Here is a 23,199-nt window from a genome sequence, read left to right on the forward strand (position 1 = left end):
GTGGATTTTGCTTCAGAAACTGCGCAGTTAACTAAGCAACAGATTCTGTCACAAACGTCTTCAGCGATGTTGTCACAAGCTAACCAGTTACCGCAAACGGCATTGTCTCTTTTATAATGACATCGAAGCGTTAATTAACTTCGCGCTAAGAACGCACTAGCATTACGCTAAGGTTAGATTTAAAGGGAGACTCGGCAACGATTCTCCCTTTGTGCTTTTTAGTAAAGTGAATTATGGGTCACTTGTTTGGGTGGCTGTTTATGTATGGCAATTATCGCATTGGTAACTAAGTTAAATCGATTGTGGTTTTTCTACTTGTTGCCTTTTATCGCCACCATCTTAGTTGGCGCATTAATTGCTTAAATTATTGAGTTTGTCGAGGTGCATCATGGATGTCAATATCACCAATGTGGCCAATGCTGCAATGCGTAAAGATAGTTTAGCTACCCTTGCAGAAAAAAATGCCGCCCAAGCATCAACCGCACTGGCTGAAGAGGGAATTCAAAAAGCCGGCGATGTGGCGCGCACCACAGATAAAGTCAATGAAACGGCTAAAACCGATGCTGAGCAGTTGCAGCATGCGGTTGATGATATTAATCAGCAATTATCGCTAATGCAAAAAGGCTTAGCCTTTAATATTGACGAAGAGTCAGGGGAGGCGGTGGTTAAAGTTATTGACGTTAAAACTGGTGATTTAATTCGTCAAATTCCCAATGAAGAAGCATTAAAAATGGCGAGCAAGCTCACAGACATTGCCAGTATTTTTATGGAAACTGCAGTGTAGTCATTGTTTTAAAACAATAATCATAAAAGTTATGATTATTCCAAATTAGATAGCAGATATTGCATTAAAGAGGTCGCTATGGGGTTAACATCGGTAGGTATTGGTTCAGGCATGGATATCGCAGGTATTGTTACTGCGCTAGTTAATGCTGAAAGCGCCGGTAAAATTGCGAGTTTTGATACCTCTGAAGGCAAGCTAAATGCGCAGATATCCGGTATTGGGTTACTAAAAAGCTCACTGTCAGAATTCCAAGATAAGCTAGAGCTGCTGACAGATTCTGCAACCTTTGACAGCCATAAAGTGTCCCAATCCAATAGTGATTATTTTAAAACTACGGTAGATGAAAGTGCAGTACCGGGTAAATATCAAGTCATTGTCGAGCAATTAGCCCAGAGTCAAAAAGTTGGCTCTGCTGCCGTGGCAGATGCTGATAGCCCCATAGGTGAAGGTTCGTTAAGTATTGGTGTTGGCAGTGACAGCTTTGATATTGAGGTTGGCGCTGAAGACAGCTTAACTGACATCATGGAAAAGATTAACGCCGCTGAAGATAATGATGGGGTCACCGCCACCATTATTAATGGCGATAATGGCCCGCAGCTTATTCTAGGTGCTAAAAATACTGGCACTGACAATTTAATTACCGTTACCGCAACTGACACCGATGGTGGCACTGGATTAGTCGATGCCTTTACCATGACAGAGCTCACCCCAGCCCTTGATGCGATATTAACGGTTGATGGCGTCAAGGTGACTTCAAGCTCAAATGATGTCAGTGACATTATTACCGGGGTTAGTTTGGAACTGACGGATGCTGATATTGGCAAAACCACCACCATTACGGTGGATGAAGATACCGATAAAGCCTCATCAGCAATTGAGGGGTTTGTTGAGAGTTATAACGCCTTAATGACCACGATTCAGGACTTGTCTCGCTATGATGCAGCCACTGAAAATGCCGCTATTTTACAAGGCGACCCACTGCCGCGAAGCTTACAAAGTCAGCTCAGAAATATCATTTCCAGTAGTTTTGAAACCAGCTCTGGCAGTGGCTCACAAATGCTGATGAATATTGGTATTACTACGACCCGTGAAGGTTTGTTAGAAATTGATGATGATAAATTATCAGAGGCCATCGAAGCTGATAAAGGCGGCATTAAAGAGATGTTTATTACTGAGGATACTGGCCTAGCGTCACGACTGGATACCTTTGTAGATAGCTACCTTGAACCCGGTGGCATTATTGATGGCCGTAATGACACCATTGATAATCAGTTATCACGCCTTGAAGACAGTCGAGAAGCATTAGATTTAAAAATGAGCGCCTACAGTGACCGTTTATATAAGCAATTTAATGCCATGGATTTAGTGGTGGCAAGCCTTAACTCCCAGTCGAGCTCTTTATTTAATGCCTTAGATTCTATGCCTGGTGTGGTGAAGAAGACTTAATACAAATTCAATAGGGCTACTTTGGCGATGCTTTGACGATGTAACTCGCTTTTGAGCCCTAAATACTGCTTAACATTATTTCCCCTACGTTGGAGTACTCAGTGAATCCCATCCTTAGTGAACTTGAACAACTCAATTCAGCAGCGTTTTCTCTTATTGCTCAAATTGAGCAAGCTAAACCGGAAGATGAACAAGTTGATGAGTTGGTATCACAATTGCAGGTACTTATTCAACGGCGTCAAATTGTCATTCAAGCGTTAGTTAACGATGATAGCGTTACTGATAGAGCAATACTTGAAAGTCAGTTTGATTACACTCAATCTTTATTTATAAAGGCTACGAGAGTGTTAGAGCATCGCAAGCTATTACTTCAGGCTGGCAATGCGGCTAAGCGCCAAATAAACGTATATAAATCTATAGATGCAAATAGGTAGGTAATTATGAGAGGTTCACTGCAGACATATCGCAAGGTATCAATCGAAAGTGGCATGGCAGTGGCGTCGCCACACCGAATTATACAAATGTTATTAGCAGGTGCACTTGAAAGACTTGCTCAAGCAAAATATGCCATTGATCAAGGTGATATCGCCAGCCGTGGTGAGTTATTGGGTAAGGCTATTGGCATTGTGTCTGGGCTTAATGGCAGTTTAAATATGGAAGCCGATGGTGATGTCGCCGGAAATTTAACTCAGTTATATGACTTTATGTTGCGCAGATTATCAGATGCCAACATCAATAATGATGCTGAAGCCATTGATGAAGTAGCGGGGTTGTTACGAACCATTAAAGAAGGTTGGGATGCTATCCCAGAAGAAATGCACCAAGTAACCTCTGAAGCTAGTTAAGTGTTGATTAACAAAAGGCGCTTTTAGCGCCTTTTGTCGGTTTTCAATGCCGTAAAGCCGGTCACAGTTTGTTGGCATTTGTGTGTAAAGTAGTCTGTTGGTTTCATAAATCAATGAGATGCTGTAATTTTGTGGTTTGTCACTTGATTCTCACTGGCTGATAATACAATATTCATTTTATAAAAACGTTTAGACTATATTGCGCAGATGTCCGTGTTTACACTATGTGTAACCAAAGCGTATAGGTAGGATGTTGTATTAATGTATTTGTGGTAAGTTTGTCACCAAATATTTATCCATATTGCATATAATAATCACAATCAAGTCGCACTTCCGTTTTATCTCGTATAGCGTGATAATGGCTGTGAAATAATAATAACTCGAGCTTTGGCCTTCTTAATGATGCAAATAGAACAACGAATATTAATTGTTGCTGACCCTTCTGAGCGTGTCTCTCGTCTTTGTTGTATTTTTGATTTTTTAGGTGAAAAGTATCATCTAATTACTAAAGACGATCTTGCCTCATTAACCGCAGACTGTCGTTATCGGGCGTTAGTGCTTGATACCCAATCAGTCACGGCTGAGTTTATTAAAAGCGTGAAGTCATCAATGCCTTGGCAGCCAGTGCTATTATCAGGTGAAAGTAACCTTAATGGTGGCAACGTATTAGGCACCATTGCTGAGCCAATAAGCTACCCGCAATTGACCGAATTACTGCATTTTTGTCAAGTCTATGGCCAAGCTAAACAGCCGCAAACACCCACCAGCGCTAACCAAACTAAACTGTTCAGAAGTTTAGTGGGCCGCAGTGAAGGTATTGCCAATGTCAGACACCTTATTAGCCAAGTGGCCAGCTCTGACGCAACCGTGCTGGTACTGGGTCAGTCTGGCACCGGTAAAGAAGTGGTAGCCCGTAATATTCATTACATGTCTGATCGCCGCGATGGACCATTTATCCCGGTCAACTGTGGTGCTATTCCGCCTGAGTTATTAGAAAGTGAACTATTTGGCCATGAAAAGGGCTCATTTACTGGGGCGATTTCAACCCGTAAAGGCCGCTTTGAATTAGCTGAAAATGGCACGCTGTTTCTTGATGAAATAGGCGATATGCCACTGCAAATGCAGGTAAAGTTACTGCGGGTATTGCAAGAAAAAGTATTCGAACGTGTCGGTGGTTCTAAAACCATCAATACCGATGTACGCATTGTTGCGGCCACTCACCGTGACTTAGAAACCATGATCAGCGAAAATGAATTTCGAGAAGATTTATATTATCGTTTGAATGTGTTTCCAATAGAAATGCCTTCATTAAGTGAGCGCAGTGATGATGTGCCATTATTATTGCAAGAGCTTGTGAGCCGTGTTTTTAACGAAGGCCGCGGTAAAATCCGCTTTACCCAGCGCGCAATCGAATCATTAAAGGCCCATAATTGGTCTGGTAATGTCCGCGAACTGTCGAATTTAGTCGAGCGTTTAACGATTTTATTCCCTGGTGGCTTGGTTGATGTGAATGACTTACCAAGAAAATATCGTTATATCGATGTGCCAGAATATTGTGTTGAAGTCAGTGAAGAGCAGCAAGAGCGTGATGCATTAGCATCTATCTTCAGTGATGAGGAACCCATAGAGCTACCTGATACCCGCTTTCCAAGTGAATTACCGCCTGAAGGGGTAAACCTTAAGGATTTATTGGCAGAGCTTGAAATTGACATGATCCGCCAAGCGTTAGAGCAACAAGATAACGTGGTTGCCAGAGCCGCTGAAATGTTAGGCATACGCCGAACCACCTTGGTTGAAAAAATGCGTAAGTACGGTATGGGTAAAGATTAATCAAGCTCTTACCGACAGTAACTTACAGCTAAATAACAAATAGACAAAACGAGTAAAAAGCATGCATTAGGGCATGCTTTTTGCTTTTGCGCCGTTAAAAACTTTAAACTGGCATACCAAATGCATTGGTAGTACAAAGTTATTATTTTGACGGAGTGACCATGTATTCAGCGCAATCACTAGTAGAACAGCCGCAGTATTGTGATAGCTACAAACTAGCCGAGCCTGCAGCAATTGTCAGCGAGGCGCCAGCAGCGCCAATTACACTGCGTCAATCAGTGAACCTCGATCTGCAAGCTGAAACATCACGTCCGCAAAAGGCAGCTAATATGTCTAATCAAATGGCGCATATTCTTCAAGCTATGCCTTCAGGTGTAGTGATTATCAATGGTGACGGTATTGTGACCTTAGCCAACCCAGTCGCAACTGACTTATTAGGCCGGCCGCTGCAAGGGGCCAAGTGGTTTGACATTATTAACCGCGCTTTTTCACCCCAAGATGATGACGGTTATGAAGTGTCACTAAAAGATGGCCGCCGAGTAAAGCTGGCGATTACTCCGCTGTCGCCAGAGCCTGGGCAGTTAATTGTGTTAACTGACTTAACTGAAACCCGCTTATTACAGAAAAACCTCTCTCATTTACAGCGCTTATCAGCACTGGGCAAAATGGTGGCAACCTTGGCGCATCAGGTCAGAACGCCGTTATCGGCCGCAATGTTATATGCATCAAACCTTGCTAGCCCTAAATTAAATGATACGGCTAAAAAGCGTTTTCAAGGCAAGTTAGTCGATAGGCTTAATGAGCTAGAGCGTCAAGTTAATGACATGCTACTGATGGCAAGAAACAAACAAGATGGCGCCGCAGAGTCGACATCTACTGCAGATATTATTGAGCCTGTGCTGGCAAATTGTGAGCCCATTGTTGAAAACAAACAGTGTAAATTACACTTTATTGATCAAACCGATAAACACATTATGGCTAACACGAATGCCTTAAGCTCGGCGATTAACAATCTGGTGATGAACAGCCTAGAGGCCAATGCCACAGAAATTCAGATTGTGACTGGCGAAGATGAACACGGCATTAATATCGATGTGATTGATAACGGTAAGGGTTTATCAAAAGAGATGCAGCAACAAGTATTGGAGCCTTTTTTTACCACTAAAAGCCAAGGGACAGGCCTAGGCTTAGCGGTAGTGCAAACCGTGGTGAGAAATCATGGCGGCAGATTACAGGTGACATCGCAGCCGCACAAAGGCAGCTTAATTCGACTATCATTTCCTATGGCTAAAGACACGGAACAAGCCAAAAAAATAGTGGAGGGATCCCATGAGTGAAGCCAAGTTACTGTTAGTTGAAGATGATGCTGCGCTGCGTGAAGCCTTACTTGATACCTTGATGTTAGCCCAATATGACTGCGTTGATGTGGGCTCTGCAGAAGAGGCCATTATTGCCATGAAAACCACGACGTTTGATATGGTTATCAGTGATGTGCAAATGGAAGGTATTGGCGGGCTAGGGCTATTAAACTATTTACAGCAAAACCATAGTAAAGTCCCCATTTTATTAATGACCGCTTTTGCCACCATTGACAGTGCGGTTAGCGCCATAAAACTTGGTGCGGCGGATTATCTGGCTAAACCTTTTGCGCCTGAAGTGTTGTTAAATCAGGTATCTCGCTACTTACCCCTTAAACAAAATTTAGGTCAACCTGTGGTCGCCGATGACAAAAGCTTGGCGCTACTGAATATTGCCCAGCGGGTGGCAAGCTCTGATGCTTCAGTGATGATCATGGGGCCAAGTGGATCGGGCAAAGAAGTGCTAGCACGTTATATTCATCAAAACAGCCCTCGAGCAGAAAAACCTTTTATCGCCATTAATTGCGCAGCAATACCTGAAAATATGCTTGAAGCCACCTTATTTGGCTATGAAAAAGGCGCTTTTACAGGCGCTTATCAGGCATGCCCTGGAAAATTTGAACAGGCTCAAGGCGGCACCATATTGCTTGATGAAATTTCTGAAATGGAGCTAGGGCTGCAAGCCAAATTGTTGCGAGTACTGCAAGAGCGTGAAGTTGAGCGTTTAGGTGGCCGTAAAACCATAGCTCTTGATGTGAGGGTACTTGCCACTTCAAACCGTGATTTAAAGTCCATGGCAACATCGGGCGCATTTAGAGAAGATTTATATTACCGCATTAATGTATTTCCACTAACCTGGCCGGCATTAAACCAACGACCGGCTGATATTTTACCCTTAGCAAGGCACTTGCTGGTAAAGCATGCTAAGGCATTTAATGTCTCACCAGTGCCAGAGTTAGATGAGATAGCTTGTCGTCGTTTATTGGCTTATCGCTGGCCAGGTAATGTCCGTGAGCTGGATAATGTTATTCAGCGCACCTTGATACTGAATAATGGCGAGGAGATAACTGGCGCGGATATTATTCTTGAAGCTGAAGATGTTACTTTGAGCCCCAATGAGCAACCCGTGGCCGCTGCTGAAACGGATGGGCTTGGGGGCGAACTGCAGGCTCAAGAGCATGTGATTATTTTGGAAACCTTAAATCTATGTAATGGTAGCCGTAAAGACGTAGCTGAGAAGCTGGGAATTAGCGCCAGAACATTGCGCTATAAAATGGCTAAAATGCGTGACTTGGGTATTCAAGTCCCTGCTTAAATATCGACGTTTAGTTCATCTTTATACTTAACTCTAAATTCTAAAATATTAGCTTAACCGCTTTGATGTTACTAAAGCGGTTCTATTTTGTGTGTTTTTCACCCTTTCAAGTTGTTTTTAAGCTCTTTTCATGGGCTTAAGTGTATTTAAGCTATTGTTGGCATCCTACTTGCTAATTCTATTGTAACTGTTTTTAAGTCGTCAAATATCCGACGAATGGAGTTTACAATGCAGATTAGTTCAAATCCTTTTTTACAAGAAATGCAATCCTTAAAGGGTGAGATTTCGCCTAATCTTGGCTTACCTATTCAAGCGGATATGATTCAAAAAGTCGGTAATACTTCTGGTGCTGACTTTGGCCAATTGTTATCTCAAGCGGTTGGTGGCGTGGCTGATTTACAATCAAACTCAGCTAATTTAGCCACCCGATTAGAGATGGGCGATAGCACTGTGACCTTATCTGATACCGTGATTGCCCGTGAAAAAGCCGGGGTTGCATTTGAAGCAACGGTGCAAGTGAGAAACAAACTTGTAGAAGCGTATAAAGAAATTATGAGTATGCCTGTTTAGGCTTTTGTTAATAGTATTGTTGTTGATATTCTGGTATTGAAGTAGGTAAATATTGTGAGCACAGATCTAGTATTAGATTCAGATAAAGTCGATAGCACAGGGATTCAGCAGGAAAATAAACCTGGCTTGAAAAGCTCGTTTGGTAGTGCTGACTTTATGCGTCAAATCACTATGATATTGGCTTTAGCTGTATGTCTTGTGCTGGCAGTATTTATGATTATTTGGGCGCAAGAGCCTGAATATAGGCCGTTAGGGCAAATGGAAACTGCTGAAATGATCCAAGTATTGGACGTTTTAGATAAGAATAAAATTGCCTATAAAATCTCCGGCGATGTAGTCAGTATTCCTGAAAACAAATATCAAAATGTCAAACTGCTGCTGGGCCGTGCAGGCGTTGAAGCCAGTAGTCAACCAACCGATTATTTAAGCCAAGACAGCGGTTTTGGTGTTAGTCAGCGCATGGAGCAAGCCCGCCTTAAACAAAGCCAAGAAGTTAATTTAGCCAGAGTGATAGAAGAGCTAAAAAGTATTAGCCGCGCCAAAGTGATATTAGCTATTCCCAAAGAAAATGTGTTTGCCCGTAATAAATCTAAACCTAGCGCTACCGTAGTTGTGAGCGTTCGTCGTGGTAGCCTTGGCCAAGAAGAAATTGACTCTATCGTTGATATTGTCGCCTCAGCAGTACAAGGCTTAGAGCCAAGCCGGGTGACAGTGACCGATTCAAATGGCCGCCTGCTAAATTCAGGTAGCCAAGATGGCGCCTCCTCAAGAGCCCGCCGCGAGCTTGAATTAGTGCAACATCAAGAAGCAGAATATCGTAACAAAATCGATTCGATATTAATGCCTATTCTAGGCCCTGAAAACTTCACTTCTCAAGTGGATGTCAACATGGACTTCACCGCGATTGAGCAAACCGCGAAACGATTTTCGCCTGATTTACCCGCTGTACGCAGTGAAATGACCATAGAGCGTAATTCAAGCGGTCAATCAATGGGTGGCATTCCTGGGGCATTAACCAATCAGCCTCCTATGGATTCAGATATTCCACAAGAAGCAGGCGCAGAGCAAACTACAGCGGTTAATGGCAATAGCCATCGAGAAGCAACCCGTAATTTTGAACTTGATACCACCATCAGCCATACCCGCCAGCAAGTGGGTGTGGTGCGCAGAGTCAGTGTGTCGGTGGCCATTGATTATAAACCGGGACCAGCTGATGAAAGTGGCATAGTGACCCGCATTCCGCGCACCGAACAAGAGCTAACCAATATTCGTCGCTTACTTGAAGGGGCGATGGGCTTTACCAGTCAACGTGGTGATAGCTTAGAAGTGGTCACAGTACCGTTTATGAACCAGCTTATTGAAGAGCTGCCCGCCGCTGAAATGTGGGAGCAGCCTTGGTTTTGGCGCGCGGTGAGATTGGTGTTAGGGGCGTTTTTAGTCTTAGTGCTGATTTTGTTTGTGATTCGCCCTATGTTAAATCGTTTGTTTAATAACGACGAAGTCGAGATGCCCGAAGAGCCGCGCTTAGGTCATGAATTGGCTGAGATTGAAGATCAGTATGCCGCCGATACCTTGGGTATGCTCAATAGCCAACAAGCAGATTATAGCTATGCCGATGATGGCTCGATTCAAATACCAAACCTGCATAAAGATGATGATATGATTAAGTCGATTAGGGCATTAGTGGCTAATGAACCTGAACTTTCTACCCAAGTAATTAAGAGTTGGTTACAAGAAGATGGCAAATAATACCCTGGCAGCACCCGTAGGCGAACAGCCTACTCTTGAAGAGCTGAGTGGCATTGATAAAACTGCTATTTTGTTACTGAGCTTAAGTGAAGCAGATGCCGCCTCAATCTTAAAGCACTTAGAGCCAAAACAAGTGCAAAAAGTCGGTATGGCCATGGCCGCCATGCAAGACTTTGGTCAAGAGAAAGTCATTGGGGTGCATAAGCTGTTTTTGGAAGAGATTCAGAAGTTTTCTTCCATTGGTTTTAACAGTGAAGAGTTTGTCCGCAAAGCATTAACTGCGGCCCTAGGTGAAGACAAAGCCGGTAATTTGATTGAACAAATTATTATGGGCAGTGGCGCTAAAGGCTTAGATTCGCTTAAGTGGATGGATGCACGCCAAGTGGCGACCATTATTCAAAACGAGCATCCACAAATCCAAACTATTGTTTTATCTTATTTAGAGCCTGATCAAGCGGCTGAAATCTTCAGTCAGTTCCCTGAAAATACCCGTTTAGATTTAATGATGCGCATTGCTAACTTAGAAGAAGTTCAACCAGCAGCTTTGCAAGAATTAAACGACATCATGGAAAAACAATTTGCCGGACAAGGCGGCGCACAAGCTGCGAAAATGGGCGGCTTGAAAGCGGCGGCCAATATCATGAACTTCCTTGATACGGGTGTTGAAGGCCAGATCATGGAAACCATGCGTGAATCTGATGAAGAAATGGCGCAGCAAATTCAAGATCTGATGTTTGTGTTTGAAAACTTAATTGATGTAGATGATCGCGGTATTCAAGCTTTGCTGCGTGAAGTTCAACAAGATGTGCTAATGAAAGCATTAAAAGGTGCTGATGATCAGTTATCTGACAAAATTATTGGTAATATGTCTAAGCGAGCAGGTGAGCTATTACGTGATGATCTTGAAGCCATGGGGCCGATAAGGATCAGTGAAGTGGAAATGGCTCAAAAAGAGATCCTTGCGATTGCGCGTCGATTAAGTGACAGCGGCGAAATTATGCTCGGTGGCGGCGGTGGTGATGAGTTCCTATAGTCCGATTTAAGCCGATTTTATAACGAGGTACAACCAGACCAATCATGACTAAAGCTAATAACAATAATAACCTAACAGAAGTTGATGAAGATTTTAGCCATTGGCAATTACCGGATGTTTCCCAACAAAAAACGGACACTGGCTCAAATTTATTTGGCCAACTAGGACGTCAAAATTCCCAGCCTGTTGCTGAAGACAAGCCCCTTTTACCGCCTACCATGGCTGAAATAGAGCAAATTCGAGTTGAAGCTGAACAAGAAGGTTTTGAGCAAGGCCAGCTTGATGGGCTAGCGAAAGGCACGGAGCAAGGTCGGCTTGAAGGTTTAGAGCAAGGTCACGCTGAAGGCTTTAGCCAAGGAGAACAACAAGGTTATGAAGTGGGTTTAGCCAAAGCTAATGAGATGCTTGAGCGTTTATCTGGCTTAGTTGAGCAATTTGAGCAACCCTTATTAGTGCTTGATGCTGAAATTGAAGCTGAGCTATTACAGCTATCCATTAATCTGACCAAATCCATCGTCGGTAATGAATTACAAACTCATCCTGAACATATTTTATCTGTACTGCGTCAAGGGGTAGATTCGTTACCGATTAAAAAACAACAAGTCACTCTGAGGTTTAGCCCAGATGATGCTGCACTTGTTAATCAATTATACAGTGAAGCGCAATTAGCTAAGAATCGTTGGGAAATTGAAGCTGATCCATCTCTTAAAAACGGTGACTGCATCATTCACAGCGAGCGCTCCAGTGTCGACTTACGAGTTGAAGCGCGTATGAGTCAAGCTCTTAGTGGCTTGCAGCAACAGGTCGCAGCGATTCAGGCCAATGTGCAAACGATTAAGTCAGATTCAAGTCACTACACCACTAGCATTGCCGAGGATGCTAGCGAATGTAGCCTTAAGGTGGTGGGAGCAAAGCGGGATCAACTCACTGATGACAATGTTTCTTCTGTCGTACATGAAGAGGGTTTACACCTTGTTGATGAGGTAGATGATGCTAAATCGCCAACATCAGTTACTAAATAAATTTAAACTCCATAGTAATAAAGTCACCCCCATTCGGCCTGTGGCCAGTGGTCAGCTGGTTAGGGTTGTTGGCTTAACCCTCGAAGCTACCGGCTGTAGAGCCCCTGTTGGCAGTTTATGCTCTATCGAAACCATGGCCGGTGAGCTAGTGGCTGAAGTCGTTGGATTTGATGATGAATTACTTTATCTCATGCCCGTAGATGAATTAAGAGGGGTGTTACCGGGAGCAAGAGTGCAGCCTTTAGGTGAGCAGTCAGGGTTAAATGTCGGCTTAAGTTTACTTGGTAGAGTTTTAGACGGTAGTGGTTTACCCCTTGATGGCCTTGGACCATTAAATACTGAGCAACATGCCTCGCGTCATGCGCCGCCCATTAACCCTTTATCGCGCCGCGCGATTACCGAACCATTAGATGTGGGGGTTAGAGCCATTAATGCCATGTTGACCGTAGGTAAAGGCCAGCGGATGGGCCTGTTTGCCGGCTCTGGTGTGGGTAAAAGTGTGCTGTTAGGCATGATGACTCGCGGCACCACTGCTGACATTATTGTGGTGGGGCTGGTGGGTGAACGTGGCCGTGAAGTAAAAGAGTTTATTGAAGAGATTTTAGGCCCAGAAGGCCGAGCCAGATCTGTGGTGGTCGCAGCACCTGCTGATACTTCACCATTGATGCGATTACGCGCCTGTGAAACCTCAACACGTATTGCGGAGTATTTTAGAGACCTTGGCTATAACGTATTGTTATTGATGGACAGTTTAACCCGTTACGCCCAAGCCCAGCGTGAAGTAGCCTTGGCAGTGGGTGAGCCTCCGGCGACCAAAGGTTATCCGCCATCGGTGTTTGCTAAATTACCCCGCTTGGTCGAACGGGCAGGTAACGGCGGCCCAGGTCAAGGTTCGATTACCGCCTTTTATACCGTGCTTACCGAAGGTGATGATCAACAAGATCCCATTGCCGATGCGTCACGGGCGATTTTAGATGGTCATATTGTGTTATCAAGAACGCTGGCAGATTCTGGCCATTACCCCGCGATTGATATTGAGCAGTCCATTAGCCGCGTCGCACCTATGGTGATTAGCACTGAGCATTTAGAGTCCATGCGTCTGGTTAAACAGATGTATTCACTTTATCAGCAAAACAGAGACTTAATTTCAATTGGGGCTTATTCACAAGGCAGCGATCCACGCATTGATAACGCTATTCGGTTACAACCAGCGATGAATGCATTTTTACGCCAAGGATTTAAAGATGTTGTTTCCTTTGATAACAGTCAAACCATGGTTGGGCAGATTGCTGCTCAGTGTAAATAATGCGCCGGGCTGATCCATTAATCACAGTGCTTAAACTCAATAAAGAAGCAGAAGAACAGGCGGCTTTACAGCTTAAATCTGCACAATTAGAACTACAAAAATGTGAGGGGCAATTAGAGGCGTTAAATAATTATCGCCTCGAGTACATGAAGCAAATGAATGAAAATCAAGGCAAAACGCTAAGTGCCAGTGAATATCATTCTTTTCATGAATTTATTAAGCAAATTGACCAAGCACTAGTGCAGCAAGTTAATACCGTTAAAGAAGCACAAAATCAGACCCAACATCGACAAGTTAATTGGCAGCAAAAGCAACAAAAGCGTAAAGCGGTTGAATTGTTGTTAGCTAAAAATGATCAAAAAGCTCAGCAAATAGCCAATAAACAAGAGCAAAAAGCCTCAGATGAATTTGCGATGCAGCAGTTTATTCGTAAAACCCCGCGTTAAATTCCCTTATCCGTTTTTAGCCTAATTAATTTTTATTCTGGCACTCTTATTGCTTGGTTCGTTATTAATAATAAAAGCGTCAGCAATGTGACTTTCATAATTTTATAGCACCAAGTAAGTTTTCGGTGTTATTAACTCGGAGTTTGTTATGCAGCAAGTGAGTAATATTTTACTTGGAAATAGCAATAAAATGGCGAATTCCCCAACGGGAGAGACGCCGCAAGGTACTGATAGCTCATCTTTTTTGTCGGCGCTTAATCAAGTTTCTCAAACTGATGAGATGCAGGGTAACACTGAGCAAGCTTCTGAAAATAACACAGATATCAATCTGGTGGATGACAATGCCTCACAAGAGCATATTGCTGCAGAAACCGATATTGCTTTAATCTTTGCTCAAATTGACTTAGCAGAAAATTTTGAAACCAATAGCCAACCAACAGGTGGCAACATATTGCCGCTGGCTATTGAGGCCGATTCAGCTGAACTGTCACAAGAGGCTTTAGGTAACTTAGCTGAAGCGATTTCAATGCCCCAAATAGATGCTATGGCAGCAGATACCGACAGTTCAACTACAGAATTTTTAAGTGACTATTCAGCTGAGCAACTACAAAATTTATCTGAATTTAGTGCAATGTCTGCAGCTGAGTTGTCAGCATTATCAGTCAAGGAGTTAAATCAGCTGATCACTGACTTTAACCAGCAAACTCCCATCCAAGGTGGAGCCTTACTCCCTTTGATTGAGTTAGCAACAACCAGCGCCATAGATAATGCTGAAAAACCAGCCCTTGCACTTAGCAGTGGCTTTAGTTCAATTCATAAAAACATAATGGATAACAATAGCGCTGCTGTTGATGTAAACAAAAACCTAGTTGATGTAAACAAAGGCTTAGTTGATGCAAACAAAACTTTAGGCGCTCCTGACAGTATTGAAGGCAAAATAACCTCAAAGGAATCTGGGGTTAACCTGAGTAAAGCTGAGTTCTCGGTATCCATGGATAAGTCTGCTATTCCTTCCTCTGCCAATAGTCCTAGTAGTAATGCCCTAGCAAATAATGCCATTGCCCTTAGCGCTGGTGAGTTTACTCTTGATGCAGAATCTGTGGATCTCAAGGCGATACAAAATCAAAGTAGCTTAACGTCAGTGCATAAAAGTGATGTGCCGCAATTTCAATTATCGTTACGCCAAGGATCTGAATCGGTAGGGCAAATGCAGGAGATGATCCAAAAGTTCGCCCCTGTGATGAAGCAACAACTCATGACGATGGTAGGACAGGGCATTCAACATGCGGAAATTCGATTAGATCCGGCAGAGCTTGGCCCTATGGTGGTCAGAGTTCAAGTTAATGGCGATCAAACCCAAGTGCAATTTCAAGTGGCGCAGACACAAACCCGAGACCTATTGGAGCAAGCTATTCCGCGGCTACGGGAAATGCTAGCAGAAGAAGGGCTGCAATTGGCTGACAGTCATGTTTCTCAAGACGGCGAACAGCAGAAAAACGCTGATTATGATGAGTCGAGTGCTAGTAATGACAGGCTTTTGGATGAAATTTCAGCACAAGAACTTGAGATAGTCACAAAACATGCCATGAGTGGCAGTTCAGCTATAGATTATTACGCTTAAGTCGGTAACCTATGGGTTAATGATCGCAAAATCAAAAACTAAGCTGAAACTTAGTTAACACAATAATAACAACAGCGTGATGGAATCATTTATGCCAGAAGAAGCTTCTTTAGAATTAACTACCCAGAACCCACCAAAAAGTATCAATAAAATGATTATTTTTTTGGTGGTTGGCATGTTGCTGCTGGCAGGCATTGCTGTGACAGTGCTGTTTTTTATTGGCGACAATGCGAAAGCGACTGCAAACTCACCTGCAACTGACATAAGTACTGCAACTGTAGTAACTGATGCTGCTACTGGTAAGGCAAATTATGTGGGTATGCCAAGACCATTTTTATTCAATCTAGCGGGTGCTAATCGTTCACGTTTAGTTGAAATAAAAGTGCAGTTAATGGTGCGAGGCGATGACGGCGTTACTGCAAAAATGCACATTCCTTTAATTGAACATGCGCTTTTAAACACATTTAGCGCAGCAGATGTACAAAAGCTAAGTACCCAAGCGGGTAAAGATGAATTACGCCAATTAGCCCTATTAAATGTTCAAAATACATTGCAACCCATAACCGGCCAAAAAGTCGTTGAAAGAGTACTTTTTACTGGTTTTGTAATGCAATAACGCCATGAAAAATCCAAGGTGATGATGTGAGTGATTTATTAAGCCAAGACGAAATTGATGCGCTACTCCATGGCGTCGACGATGTTGATGAAGATGATATTTATGATACTGATGAAACCAGAGCATATGATTTCTCCTCTCAAGATCGCATTGTTCGTGGGCGAATGCCAACCCTTGAAATTGTAAATGAACGTTTTGCTCGTCACTTACGCATCAGCATGTTTAACATGATGCGCCGTGCTGCTGAAGTGTCTATTAACGGCGTGCAAATGCTTAAGTTTGGTGAGTACGTTCATACCCTATTCGTACCAACCAGCCTGAATATGGTGCGCTTTAGTCCGTTAAAAGGCACGGCGCTTATCACCATGGAAGCAAGGTTAGTCTTCATTTTGGTGGATAACTTTTTTGGTGGTGATGGCCGCTTTCATGCAAAAATTGAAGGGCGTGAGTTTACTCCCACAGAGCGTCGTATCGTCCAGCTGCTATTGAAAATCATTTTTGAAGATTATAAAGATGCCTGGGCACCAGTAATGGATGTTGAGTTTGAGTATTTAGACTCAGAGGTCAACCCTGCCATGGCCAATATTGTTAGCCCAACAGAAGTGGTGGTCATTAACTCTTTTCATATTGAAGTGGATGGCGGCGGCGGTGATTTTCATATCACCATGCCATATTCGATGATCGAGCCTATTCGTGAGCTGCTTGATGCCGGTGTTCAAAGTGATAAACAAGATACTGATATGCGTTGGGGACAAGCATTGCGTGATGAGATCATGGATGTGCAAGTAGGGATTGATGCCAACATCATTGAGCATGAAGTGACATTAAGAGATGTGATGGGCTTTAAAGCTGGGGATATTATTCCTATTGAGCTGCCTGAGCATGTGATGATGCGAGTTGAGGACTTACCGACTTACCGCTGTAAGCTAGGTCAATCCCGCGAAAATCTGGCATTAAAAATTAGCGAAGTTATTCCAAGGCCTGAAACGGCGAAATCAGAATTACAGCTAATTACTCGTAAAGGCAAAGCCCGCGATCTTACTGTGCTATAGACAGGCTTATTTCAAAAAAAGTTTTATTTTAACAATCTTTTTTAAAAAGTTTTTTAAACAAGATGCTGAAATTAATAATAATTTATAGATTTAATAATTATTGTCCGTGAATGTTTAACGGATAACATGTCAGAATTTTAAGGTGAAATAAATGAGTGATACCGATGATTGGGCTGCAGCAATGGCAGAGCAGGCACTTGAAGAAGCAAAAGAAGCTGAACAAGTCGCCCTTGATGAACTGGTAGATGAAGCCGCGCCAATCTCGCATGATCAAGCTGAAAAGCTCGATGCCATTATGGATATACCGGTAACGATTTCGATGGAAGTCGGTCGCAGTTTTATTAGTATTCGTAACTTGCTGCAACTGAACCAAGGTTCGGTGGTCGAGCTAGATCGGGTGGCGGGTGAGCCCCTTGATGTGATGGTAAATGGCACGCTTATCGCTCATGGCGAAGTGGTTGTGGTGAATGACAAATTTGGTATTCGTCTGACAGATGTGATTAGCCAAACAGAACGCATTAAGAAGTTAAAGTAATCGAACAAGCATTAAGGATTTAACCCTGTGTTGAATGTGTTCTTCTCGCTAGCGTTAGCTAGCTCTGCGCTTACTGACACGGCAACAACCGCAGTTGCCACAACCGTGTCTAAAGCCCCAGAAACATCAAATGTGGCTGCGCTTTCAAGCATGGTGGGCGGGCTTATTCTCGTTATCGCCATCATCTTTTTACTGGCATTTATTGTCAAAAAATTAAACTTAGTGCAGTCAAATCAAGGGGTGATAAAAACCATTGCCATGACGCCACTTGGTCAAAAAGAAAAGCTGGTTCTGGTTGAGCTTGAAGGTCAGCAATATCTGTTAGGGGTGACCTCACAGCAAGTTAACCTTATTGATAAGCTAGACACAAACGTTGAAATAGAAAGCACTAGTTTTGCCACTCGTCTCAAGCAAGCCAAAGCGCAAGCAACAGTCAAGGCCAAGGATCTGCAATAATGAAAAGATGGATAATGCTGGCTTTGTTGGCTGGATTAATGTTCACGCCAGTTAGTTTTGCAGAAGATGGCTTACTAAAAGCAGTGACAGTGACTGCAGGGGCTGACGGCAGTACCGAATATTCAGTCACTATGCAGATTTTACTGCTAATGACGGCCATGAGCTTTATTCCAGCAATGGTAATAATGCTGACCTCATTTACCCGCATCATCGTGGTGCTATCAATTTTGCGCCAAGCATTAGGTTTGCAGCAAACCCCATCAAATCAGGTGCTCATTGGCATTACCATGTTCATGACCTTTTTTATCATGGCGCCAGTATTTGATAAAATTCATGCTGAAGCGGTAAAACCTTACATGAATGAAACTCTGACAATGCAGCAAGCCTTTGAAGTGGGTAAAGAGCCCTTAAGGCAGTTTATGTTGGCGCAAGTCAGAACCACAGATTTAGAAACCTTTGTCGAAATTTCAGGTTATACCGATATCACTTCCCCTGAGCTGGCTCCGATGAGCGTTTTGATACCAGCGTTTATCACCAGTGAGCTTAAAACCGCGTTTCAAATTGGCTTTATGTTATTTGTGCCATTTTTGGTATTGGATTTGGTGGTCGCCAGTATTTTGATGGCAATGGGTATGATGATGTTATCGCCGATGATTGTGTCCTTGCCCTTTAAAATCATGCTGTTTGTGTTGGTTGATGGTTGGGGCTTAGTACTGGGCACCTTGGCCAGTAGTTTCGGCACTTAGGGTTTAGGGAGCAGGGCTAATGTCACCAGAGTCATTGATTGATATTTTTCGTGAGGCGCTGTCCGTTATCGTGCTCATTGTCTCGGCTATTATCTTACCGGGTTTATTTGTCGGTTTGATTGTGGCGGTGTTTCAGGCTGCCACCTCCATTAATGAACAAACCTTAAGTTTCTTACCGCGTCTATTAATGACCCTGTTTTCACTGATGTTTTTAGGCCATTGGCTGGTGCAAACCATGATGGATTTTTTCTATAATATGGTGGATATGATCCCGCAGGTTATAGGTTAGGTCATTGGATATTCTGTTCGAGGAAATTAGCCAAACCATTGCCGCCTATATTTGGCCGCTGTTTCGTATTTCTTCAATGCTAATGGTAATGACGGTCTTTGGCGCCAATACGACTCCGTCGCGGATCCGCTTATTATTGGCGATGGCCATCACCATTGCCGTTGCGCCGGTACTGCCAAAAACAGCATATGTGGAGCTATTTTCATTAACTGCAGTATTTGTTTCAGCTCAGCAGATTTTAGTGGGCACAGCTATTGGTTTTGTGACCATTTTAGTGATGCAAACTTTTGTATTAACAGGGCAAATTATTGGTATGCAAACCAGTTTAGGCTTCGCTTCCATGGTGGACCCAGGCTCCGGTGAGCAAACCCCGGTAGTGGGTAACTTCTTTTTATTGCTGGCGACCTTGATTTTTTTAAGTGTAGATGGTCATTTATTGATGTTTAAAATGCTGGTGGCCAGCTTTGAAACCATTCCGGTTTCAACCGAAGGCTTTAGCATTGCCAATTATAAAAAACTTACCGAGTTTGGCAGTTATATGTTTGGCGCGGCGTTAACCATGTCAATATCAGCGATTGTGGCATTATTGCTTATTAACCTCTCGTTTGGAGTAATGACCCGGGCTTCACCGCAGTTGAATATTTTTGCCATCGGTTTTCCAGTGACTATGGTCAGTGGCTTATTTATTCTCTGGCTGACCCTAGGCCCTATCATGTCTCATTTTGATCAGGTGTGGCTGCAAGCCCAGCTGCTGATGTGTGATATTTTACAACTGACCTGTCACATTGACGGTTCCATAAGCCAGTAGGGACAAGATGGCAGAAGATACCGGTCAAGAACGCACCGAGGACCCCACCGCCAAGCGACTGGAACAGTCCCGTGAAAAAGGTCAGGTCGCCCGCTCTAAAGAGTTAGGAACCGCAGCAGTATTATTAGCATCTGCTGTGGGGTTTGCGTTTGTTGGCCAAGATCTGGCGCGCAGCTTACACAGCGTGATGACGCAAATGCTCACCATGGAGCGGGATCAGATCTATGACACCAACTCTATGTTCCTAGTTTGGGGGGTTATTGGCGCTGAGCTTGCTTGGCCATTATTCAGTTTCATTGCTTTTCTCGCCTTTATTGCCTTTCTTGGCAATATTGTCTTAGGCGGTATTACTTTTTCGGTTAAAGCTTTTATGCCTAAGGGCAGTAAAATGAACCCTGCTAAAGGCTTTAAAAGAATGTTTGGCACCCAGGCCTTAGTTGAACTAACTAAAGGTATTGCTAAATTTTTGGTGGTGGCAATATCGGCGTATTTTTTATTGTCGTTTTATTTTTACGATATTTTGACCTTATCTATGGGTCATTTACCGGGAAATATTTACCATGCGCTGGATCTATTGGTATGGATGTTTATTTTATTGTGTTCATCAATGCTATTGATTGTGGTGATTGATGTGCCATTTCAAATATGGAACCACAATAAACAGCTTAAAATGACCAAACAAGAAGTTAAAGACGAGTATAAAGACTCTGAAGGTAAGCCTGAAGTAAAAGGCCGTATTAGGCAATTGCAGCATGAGATGGCCAATAAACGCATGATGTCTGAAGTGCCCAATGCCGATGTGATTGTGGTTAACCCAGAGCATTACGCTGTGGCAGTAAAATATGATGCCAGTCGTTCATCTGCGCCATTTTTAGTGGCAAAAGGGGTTGATGATGTGGCCTTTAAAATTCGCGAAATAGCCCGAGAGCACGAAGTGCCAATTGTATCAGCGCCGCCGCTAGCCAGAGCCATATATCATACAACTAAAATTGACCAACAGGTACCGGAAGGACTATTTACCGCCATTGCACAAATCTTAGCTTACGTATTTCAGTTAAAACAATACCAAAAGGGTCGCGGTAAACGTCCAAAACCTATTCCGCTCAATCAACCTATTCCGGATGATTTAAAACATTAGCTGCGGTGTTTTTAGGCATTCAAACCGCAACAGCTGCTATTAACTAATAGCTTGGCTTAGTAATTGCATTTCGCTGATGTCAGCGTCAAAAATATTACGAAAGGGTTTACGGTTAATGGATGTAAAGACAGCGCTAGGTCAAGCAAAGCAAATACGATTTAGCACATTCAAAGGTATTGGTACCCCTTTATTGGTGCTGGCTGCATTAGGTATGGTGGTATTGCCGATGCCGCCATTTCTGCTTGATATTCTATTCTCCTTTAACATTTCCCTCGCTTTAATCGTGTTACTTGTCGCTATTTATAGTGATCGCCCACTAGATTTTGCCGCATTTCCGACTGTTTTACTGGTGGCCACCTTATTACGCTTAGCATTGAATGTGGCCTCAACACGAATAGTGTTACTTGAGGGGCATAACGGTGGTGACTCCGCGGGTAAAGTGATTGAAGCCTTTGGTTCGGTGGTGATTGGCGGTAACTATGCTGTGGGTTTAGTGGTGTTTTTAATCCTGATCATCATCAACTTTGCCGTAGTAACCAAAGGTGCGGGGCGTATTTCAGAAGTGAGCGCACGTTTTACCTTGGACGCCATGCCGGGTAAACAGATGGCCATTGATGCCGATTTAAATGCCGGTACATTAACTCAAGATCAGGCACGTATTCGCCGTGCTGAAGTGACGAAAGAAGCTGACTTTTATGGCGCGATGGACGGTGCGTCAAAATTTGTGAAAGGGGATGCTATTGCTGGGATTATGATTCTGGTGATTAATATCCTTGGCGGTTTTGTCATCGGCATGGTGCAGCACGGCTTGGATTTTTCAAGCGCGGTGGAGATTTATACCTTACTGACCATTGGTGATGGTTTGGTGGCGCAAATACCCGGATTGCTTTTATCTATCGCCGCCGCCTTGATGGTGACGCGCCAAAATGAGTCTGGCGATATGGGCGGGATGATGATCAGCCAAATGTTCCATAGTCCTAAGTCTATGGCCATTGCATCAGCCGTGCTTTTTGTTATGGGTGTTGTACCTGGTATGCCACATTTCGCGTTTTTAACGTTTGCATTTATTACCGCAGGCGCAGCTTACTTTATTTATAAACGCAATAACGACAATAAAACCCTTGCGCTAGAAAAAGCAGTTAAAGGCCCAAGCGATGTCAAAGAGGCTGAGCCCAAAGAGCTAAGCTGGGAAGATGTACATCATGTAGACACCATTGGCCTTGAAGTGGGCTATCGACTTATTCCGCTGGTAGATAAAGGTCAAGGCGGCGAGTTACTCAGTCGAATTAAAGGGGTACGTAAAAAATTATCGCAGGAATTGGGCTTTTTGGTACCGGCAGTGCATATTCGTGACAACTTAGATTTATCCCCCAACTGCTATCAAATATCCTTAATGGGCGTGGTAGTTGGCGAAGCAGAAGTAAGACATGATTGCGAGTTAGCGATTAATCCAGGTCAGGTTTACGGCAAGCTTGATGGCATAGAGACCAAAGATCCAGCTTTTGGTTTAGAAGCCGTTTGGATAGCTCCAGCACAACGTGAACATGCGCAAACATTAGGTTATACCGTGGTTGATACCGCGACTGTTGTTGCTACTCATATAAGCCAGTTACTGACCAATAATGCGGCTAAATTATTGGGCTATGAAGAAGTGCAGCAGTTAATGGATATGCTATCGAAAAACTCGCCGAAGTTAGTGGATGGCTTTATACCAGACGTTATGCCGCTAGGTTCAGTGGTAAAAGTGATGCAAAACCTTCTTAATGAAGGAGTTTCTATCCGAGACTTGCGCACAATCGTGCAAACACTGTTAGAATACGGCAGCAAAAGTAATGATACTGAAGTGTTAACCGCTGCAGTACGTATTGCCTTGAAACGAATGATAGTGCAAGAGATCTCTGGGCCCGAATTGGAAATCCCTGTCATAACATTGGCGCCAGAGTTGGAACAGATGTTGCACAAGTCTATGCAGGCAACCGGCGGTGAAGGGCCCAATATTGAGCCAGGCCTTGCAGAACGTATGCAGAAGTCATTATTAGATGCTTCTCAGAAGCAAGAAATGGTCGGTCAACCAGCCATTTTATTGACATCAGGCATGCTTAGGTCAACTTTGTCGCGGTTTGTGAAATACACCATTCCTAATTTACGGGTTATTTCTTACCAAGAAATACCCGATGAAAAGCAAATACGCATAGTATCTGCAGTTGGGCAATAGCAATGACTTTCAGTTTGAA

The 23,199-nt window shown here is 43.4% G+C and carries 24 protein-coding genes; all 24 read left to right on the plus strand.

The genetic code is table 11. The features are described 5' to 3' along the window. Window positions 1–117: flagellin (locus AB4160_RS16485; RefSeq protein ID WP_372005605.1), on the plus strand; the 117-nt coding region annotated here is incomplete at its 5' end. Window positions 118–388: 271 nt separating this feature from the next. Then, a complete protein-coding gene (locus AB4160_RS16490) occupies window positions 389–784 on the plus strand; it encodes a flagellar protein FlaG (RefSeq protein ID WP_372005565.1) in 396 nt (131 codons plus the stop codon). Between the two features lie 78 nt (window positions 785–862). Continuing rightward, window positions 863–2,230 (plus strand): flagellar filament capping protein FliD, encoded by a 1,368-nt coding sequence (fliD, locus tag AB4160_RS16495; protein WP_372005567.1) that lies wholly within the window; start codon window positions 863–865, stop codon window positions 2,228–2,230. 101 nt (window positions 2,231–2,331) lie between these two features. After that, window positions 2,332–2,664: a hypothetical protein gene (locus AB4160_RS16500; protein WP_372005569.1), complete on the plus strand. Its 333-nt coding sequence runs from the start codon at window positions 2,332–2,334 to the stop codon at window positions 2,662–2,664. 6 nt (window positions 2,665–2,670) lie between these two features. Further along, window positions 2,671–3,075, plus strand: coding sequence for a flagellar export chaperone FliS (gene fliS, locus AB4160_RS16505; RefSeq protein ID WP_102439482.1), 405 nt, complete (start codon window positions 2,671–2,673; stop codon window positions 3,073–3,075). A 399-nt stretch (window positions 3,076–3,474) separates the two neighbouring features. Beyond that, complete coding sequence (locus tag AB4160_RS16510; RefSeq protein ID WP_102475403.1) at window positions 3,475–4,905, plus strand: sigma-54 dependent transcriptional regulator; 1,431 nt, start codon at window positions 3,475–3,477, stop codon at window positions 4,903–4,905. 161 nt (window positions 4,906–5,066) lie between these two features. After that, window positions 5,067–6,242 carry a PAS domain-containing sensor histidine kinase gene (locus AB4160_RS16515; RefSeq protein ID WP_102439484.1) on the plus strand — a complete coding sequence of 392 codons (1,176 nt, stop codon included), beginning with the start codon at window positions 5,067–5,069 and terminating at the stop codon, window positions 6,240–6,242. Further along, window positions 6,235–7,578 (plus strand): sigma-54 dependent transcriptional regulator, encoded by a 1,344-nt coding sequence (locus AB4160_RS16520; RefSeq protein ID WP_102439485.1) that lies wholly within the window; start codon window positions 6,235–6,237, stop codon window positions 7,576–7,578. The genes AB4160_RS16515 and AB4160_RS16520 overlap by 8 nt, the downstream gene beginning before the upstream one ends. Window positions 7,579–7,806: 228 nt before the next feature. Then, window positions 7,807–8,148 carry a flagellar hook-basal body complex protein FliE gene (gene fliE, locus AB4160_RS16525; protein ID WP_102439486.1) on the plus strand — a complete coding sequence of 114 codons (342 nt, stop codon included), beginning with the start codon at window positions 7,807–7,809 and terminating at the stop codon, window positions 8,146–8,148. 54 nt (window positions 8,149–8,202) lie between these two features. Then, the gene (gene fliF / locus AB4160_RS16530; RefSeq protein WP_102439487.1) at window positions 8,203–9,897 is read left to right on the plus strand and encodes a flagellar basal-body MS-ring/collar protein FliF; all 1,695 of its coding nucleotides are present in this window, start codon (window positions 8,203–8,205) and stop codon (window positions 9,895–9,897) included. After that, on the plus strand, window positions 9,887–10,930 hold the full coding sequence (gene fliG, locus AB4160_RS16535; RefSeq protein WP_102475402.1) for a flagellar motor switch protein FliG: 1,044 nt from the start codon (window positions 9,887–9,889) through the stop codon (window positions 10,928–10,930). Before fliF ends, fliG begins: the two co-directional genes overlap by 11 nt. 44 nt (window positions 10,931–10,974) lie before the next feature. After that, window positions 10,975–11,952, plus strand: a complete 978-nt coding sequence (gene fliH / locus AB4160_RS16540; RefSeq protein ID WP_102475401.1) for a flagellar assembly protein FliH — start codon at window positions 10,975–10,977, stop codon at window positions 11,950–11,952. Continuing rightward, window positions 11,921–13,258: a flagellar protein export ATPase FliI gene (fliI, locus tag AB4160_RS16545; RefSeq protein ID WP_102475400.1), complete on the plus strand. Its 1,338-nt coding sequence runs from the start codon at window positions 11,921–11,923 to the stop codon at window positions 13,256–13,258. Before fliH ends, fliI begins: the two co-directional genes overlap by 32 nt. Further along, the gene (gene fliJ, locus AB4160_RS16550) at window positions 13,258–13,704 is read left to right on the plus strand and encodes a flagellar export protein FliJ (RefSeq protein WP_102439491.1); all 447 of its coding nucleotides are present in this window, start codon (window positions 13,258–13,260) and stop codon (window positions 13,702–13,704) included. The genes fliI and fliJ overlap by 1 nt, the downstream gene beginning before the upstream one ends. A 148-nt stretch (window positions 13,705–13,852) precedes the next feature. Continuing rightward, window positions 13,853–15,325 carry a flagellar hook-length control protein FliK gene (locus AB4160_RS16555; RefSeq protein WP_372005571.1) on the plus strand — a complete coding sequence of 491 codons (1,473 nt, stop codon included), beginning with the start codon at window positions 13,853–13,855 and terminating at the stop codon, window positions 15,323–15,325. Window positions 15,326–15,416: 91 nt separating this feature from the next. Then, window positions 15,417–15,941, plus strand: coding sequence for a flagellar basal body-associated protein FliL (gene fliL, locus AB4160_RS16560; RefSeq protein ID WP_102439493.1), 525 nt, complete (start codon window positions 15,417–15,419; stop codon window positions 15,939–15,941). Window positions 15,942–15,967: 26 nt separating this feature from the next. Next, a complete protein-coding gene (gene fliM, locus AB4160_RS16565) occupies window positions 15,968–16,993 on the plus strand; it encodes a flagellar motor switch protein FliM (protein ID WP_102439494.1) in 1,026 nt (341 codons plus the stop codon). 151 nt (window positions 16,994–17,144) lie between these two features. Further along, window positions 17,145–17,528 (plus strand): flagellar motor switch protein FliN, encoded by a 384-nt coding sequence (fliN, locus tag AB4160_RS16570; protein WP_076540237.1) that lies wholly within the window; start codon window positions 17,145–17,147, stop codon window positions 17,526–17,528. A 27-nt stretch (window positions 17,529–17,555) separates the two neighbouring features. Further along, on the plus strand, window positions 17,556–17,984 hold the full coding sequence (gene fliO, locus AB4160_RS16575; RefSeq protein WP_372005573.1) for a flagellar biosynthetic protein FliO: 429 nt from the start codon (window positions 17,556–17,558) through the stop codon (window positions 17,982–17,984). Further along, entirely contained in the window at window positions 17,984–18,730 is a 747-nt protein-coding gene (fliP, locus tag AB4160_RS16580; protein ID WP_372005576.1) for a flagellar type III secretion system pore protein FliP, read from the plus strand. The genes fliO and fliP overlap by 1 nt, the downstream gene beginning before the upstream one ends. A gap of 19 nt (window positions 18,731–18,749) precedes the next feature. Next, complete coding sequence (gene fliQ, locus AB4160_RS16585; protein WP_076540242.1) at window positions 18,750–19,019, plus strand: flagellar biosynthesis protein FliQ; 270 nt, start codon at window positions 18,750–18,752, stop codon at window positions 19,017–19,019. A gap of 4 nt (window positions 19,020–19,023) precedes the next feature. Beyond that, the gene (gene fliR, locus AB4160_RS16590) at window positions 19,024–19,827 is read left to right on the plus strand and encodes a flagellar biosynthetic protein FliR (RefSeq protein WP_102439496.1); all 804 of its coding nucleotides are present in this window, start codon (window positions 19,024–19,026) and stop codon (window positions 19,825–19,827) included. A gap of 7 nt (window positions 19,828–19,834) precedes the next feature. Further along, window positions 19,835–20,965, plus strand: a complete 1,131-nt coding sequence (flhB, locus tag AB4160_RS16595; protein WP_102439497.1) for a flagellar biosynthesis protein FlhB — start codon at window positions 19,835–19,837, stop codon at window positions 20,963–20,965. A 115-nt stretch (window positions 20,966–21,080) separates the two neighbouring features. Continuing rightward, window positions 21,081–23,180, plus strand: coding sequence for a flagellar biosynthesis protein FlhA (gene flhA / locus AB4160_RS16600; RefSeq protein ID WP_102439498.1), 2,100 nt, complete (start codon window positions 21,081–21,083; stop codon window positions 23,178–23,180). The last annotated feature ends 19 nt before the right edge of the window (window positions 23,181–23,199 follow it).

Origin of the sequence: Shewanella sp. 10N.286.51.B8 (assembly GCF_041469325.1) — a bacterium.
GTDB lineage: Bacteria > Pseudomonadota > Gammaproteobacteria > Enterobacterales > Shewanellaceae > Shewanella.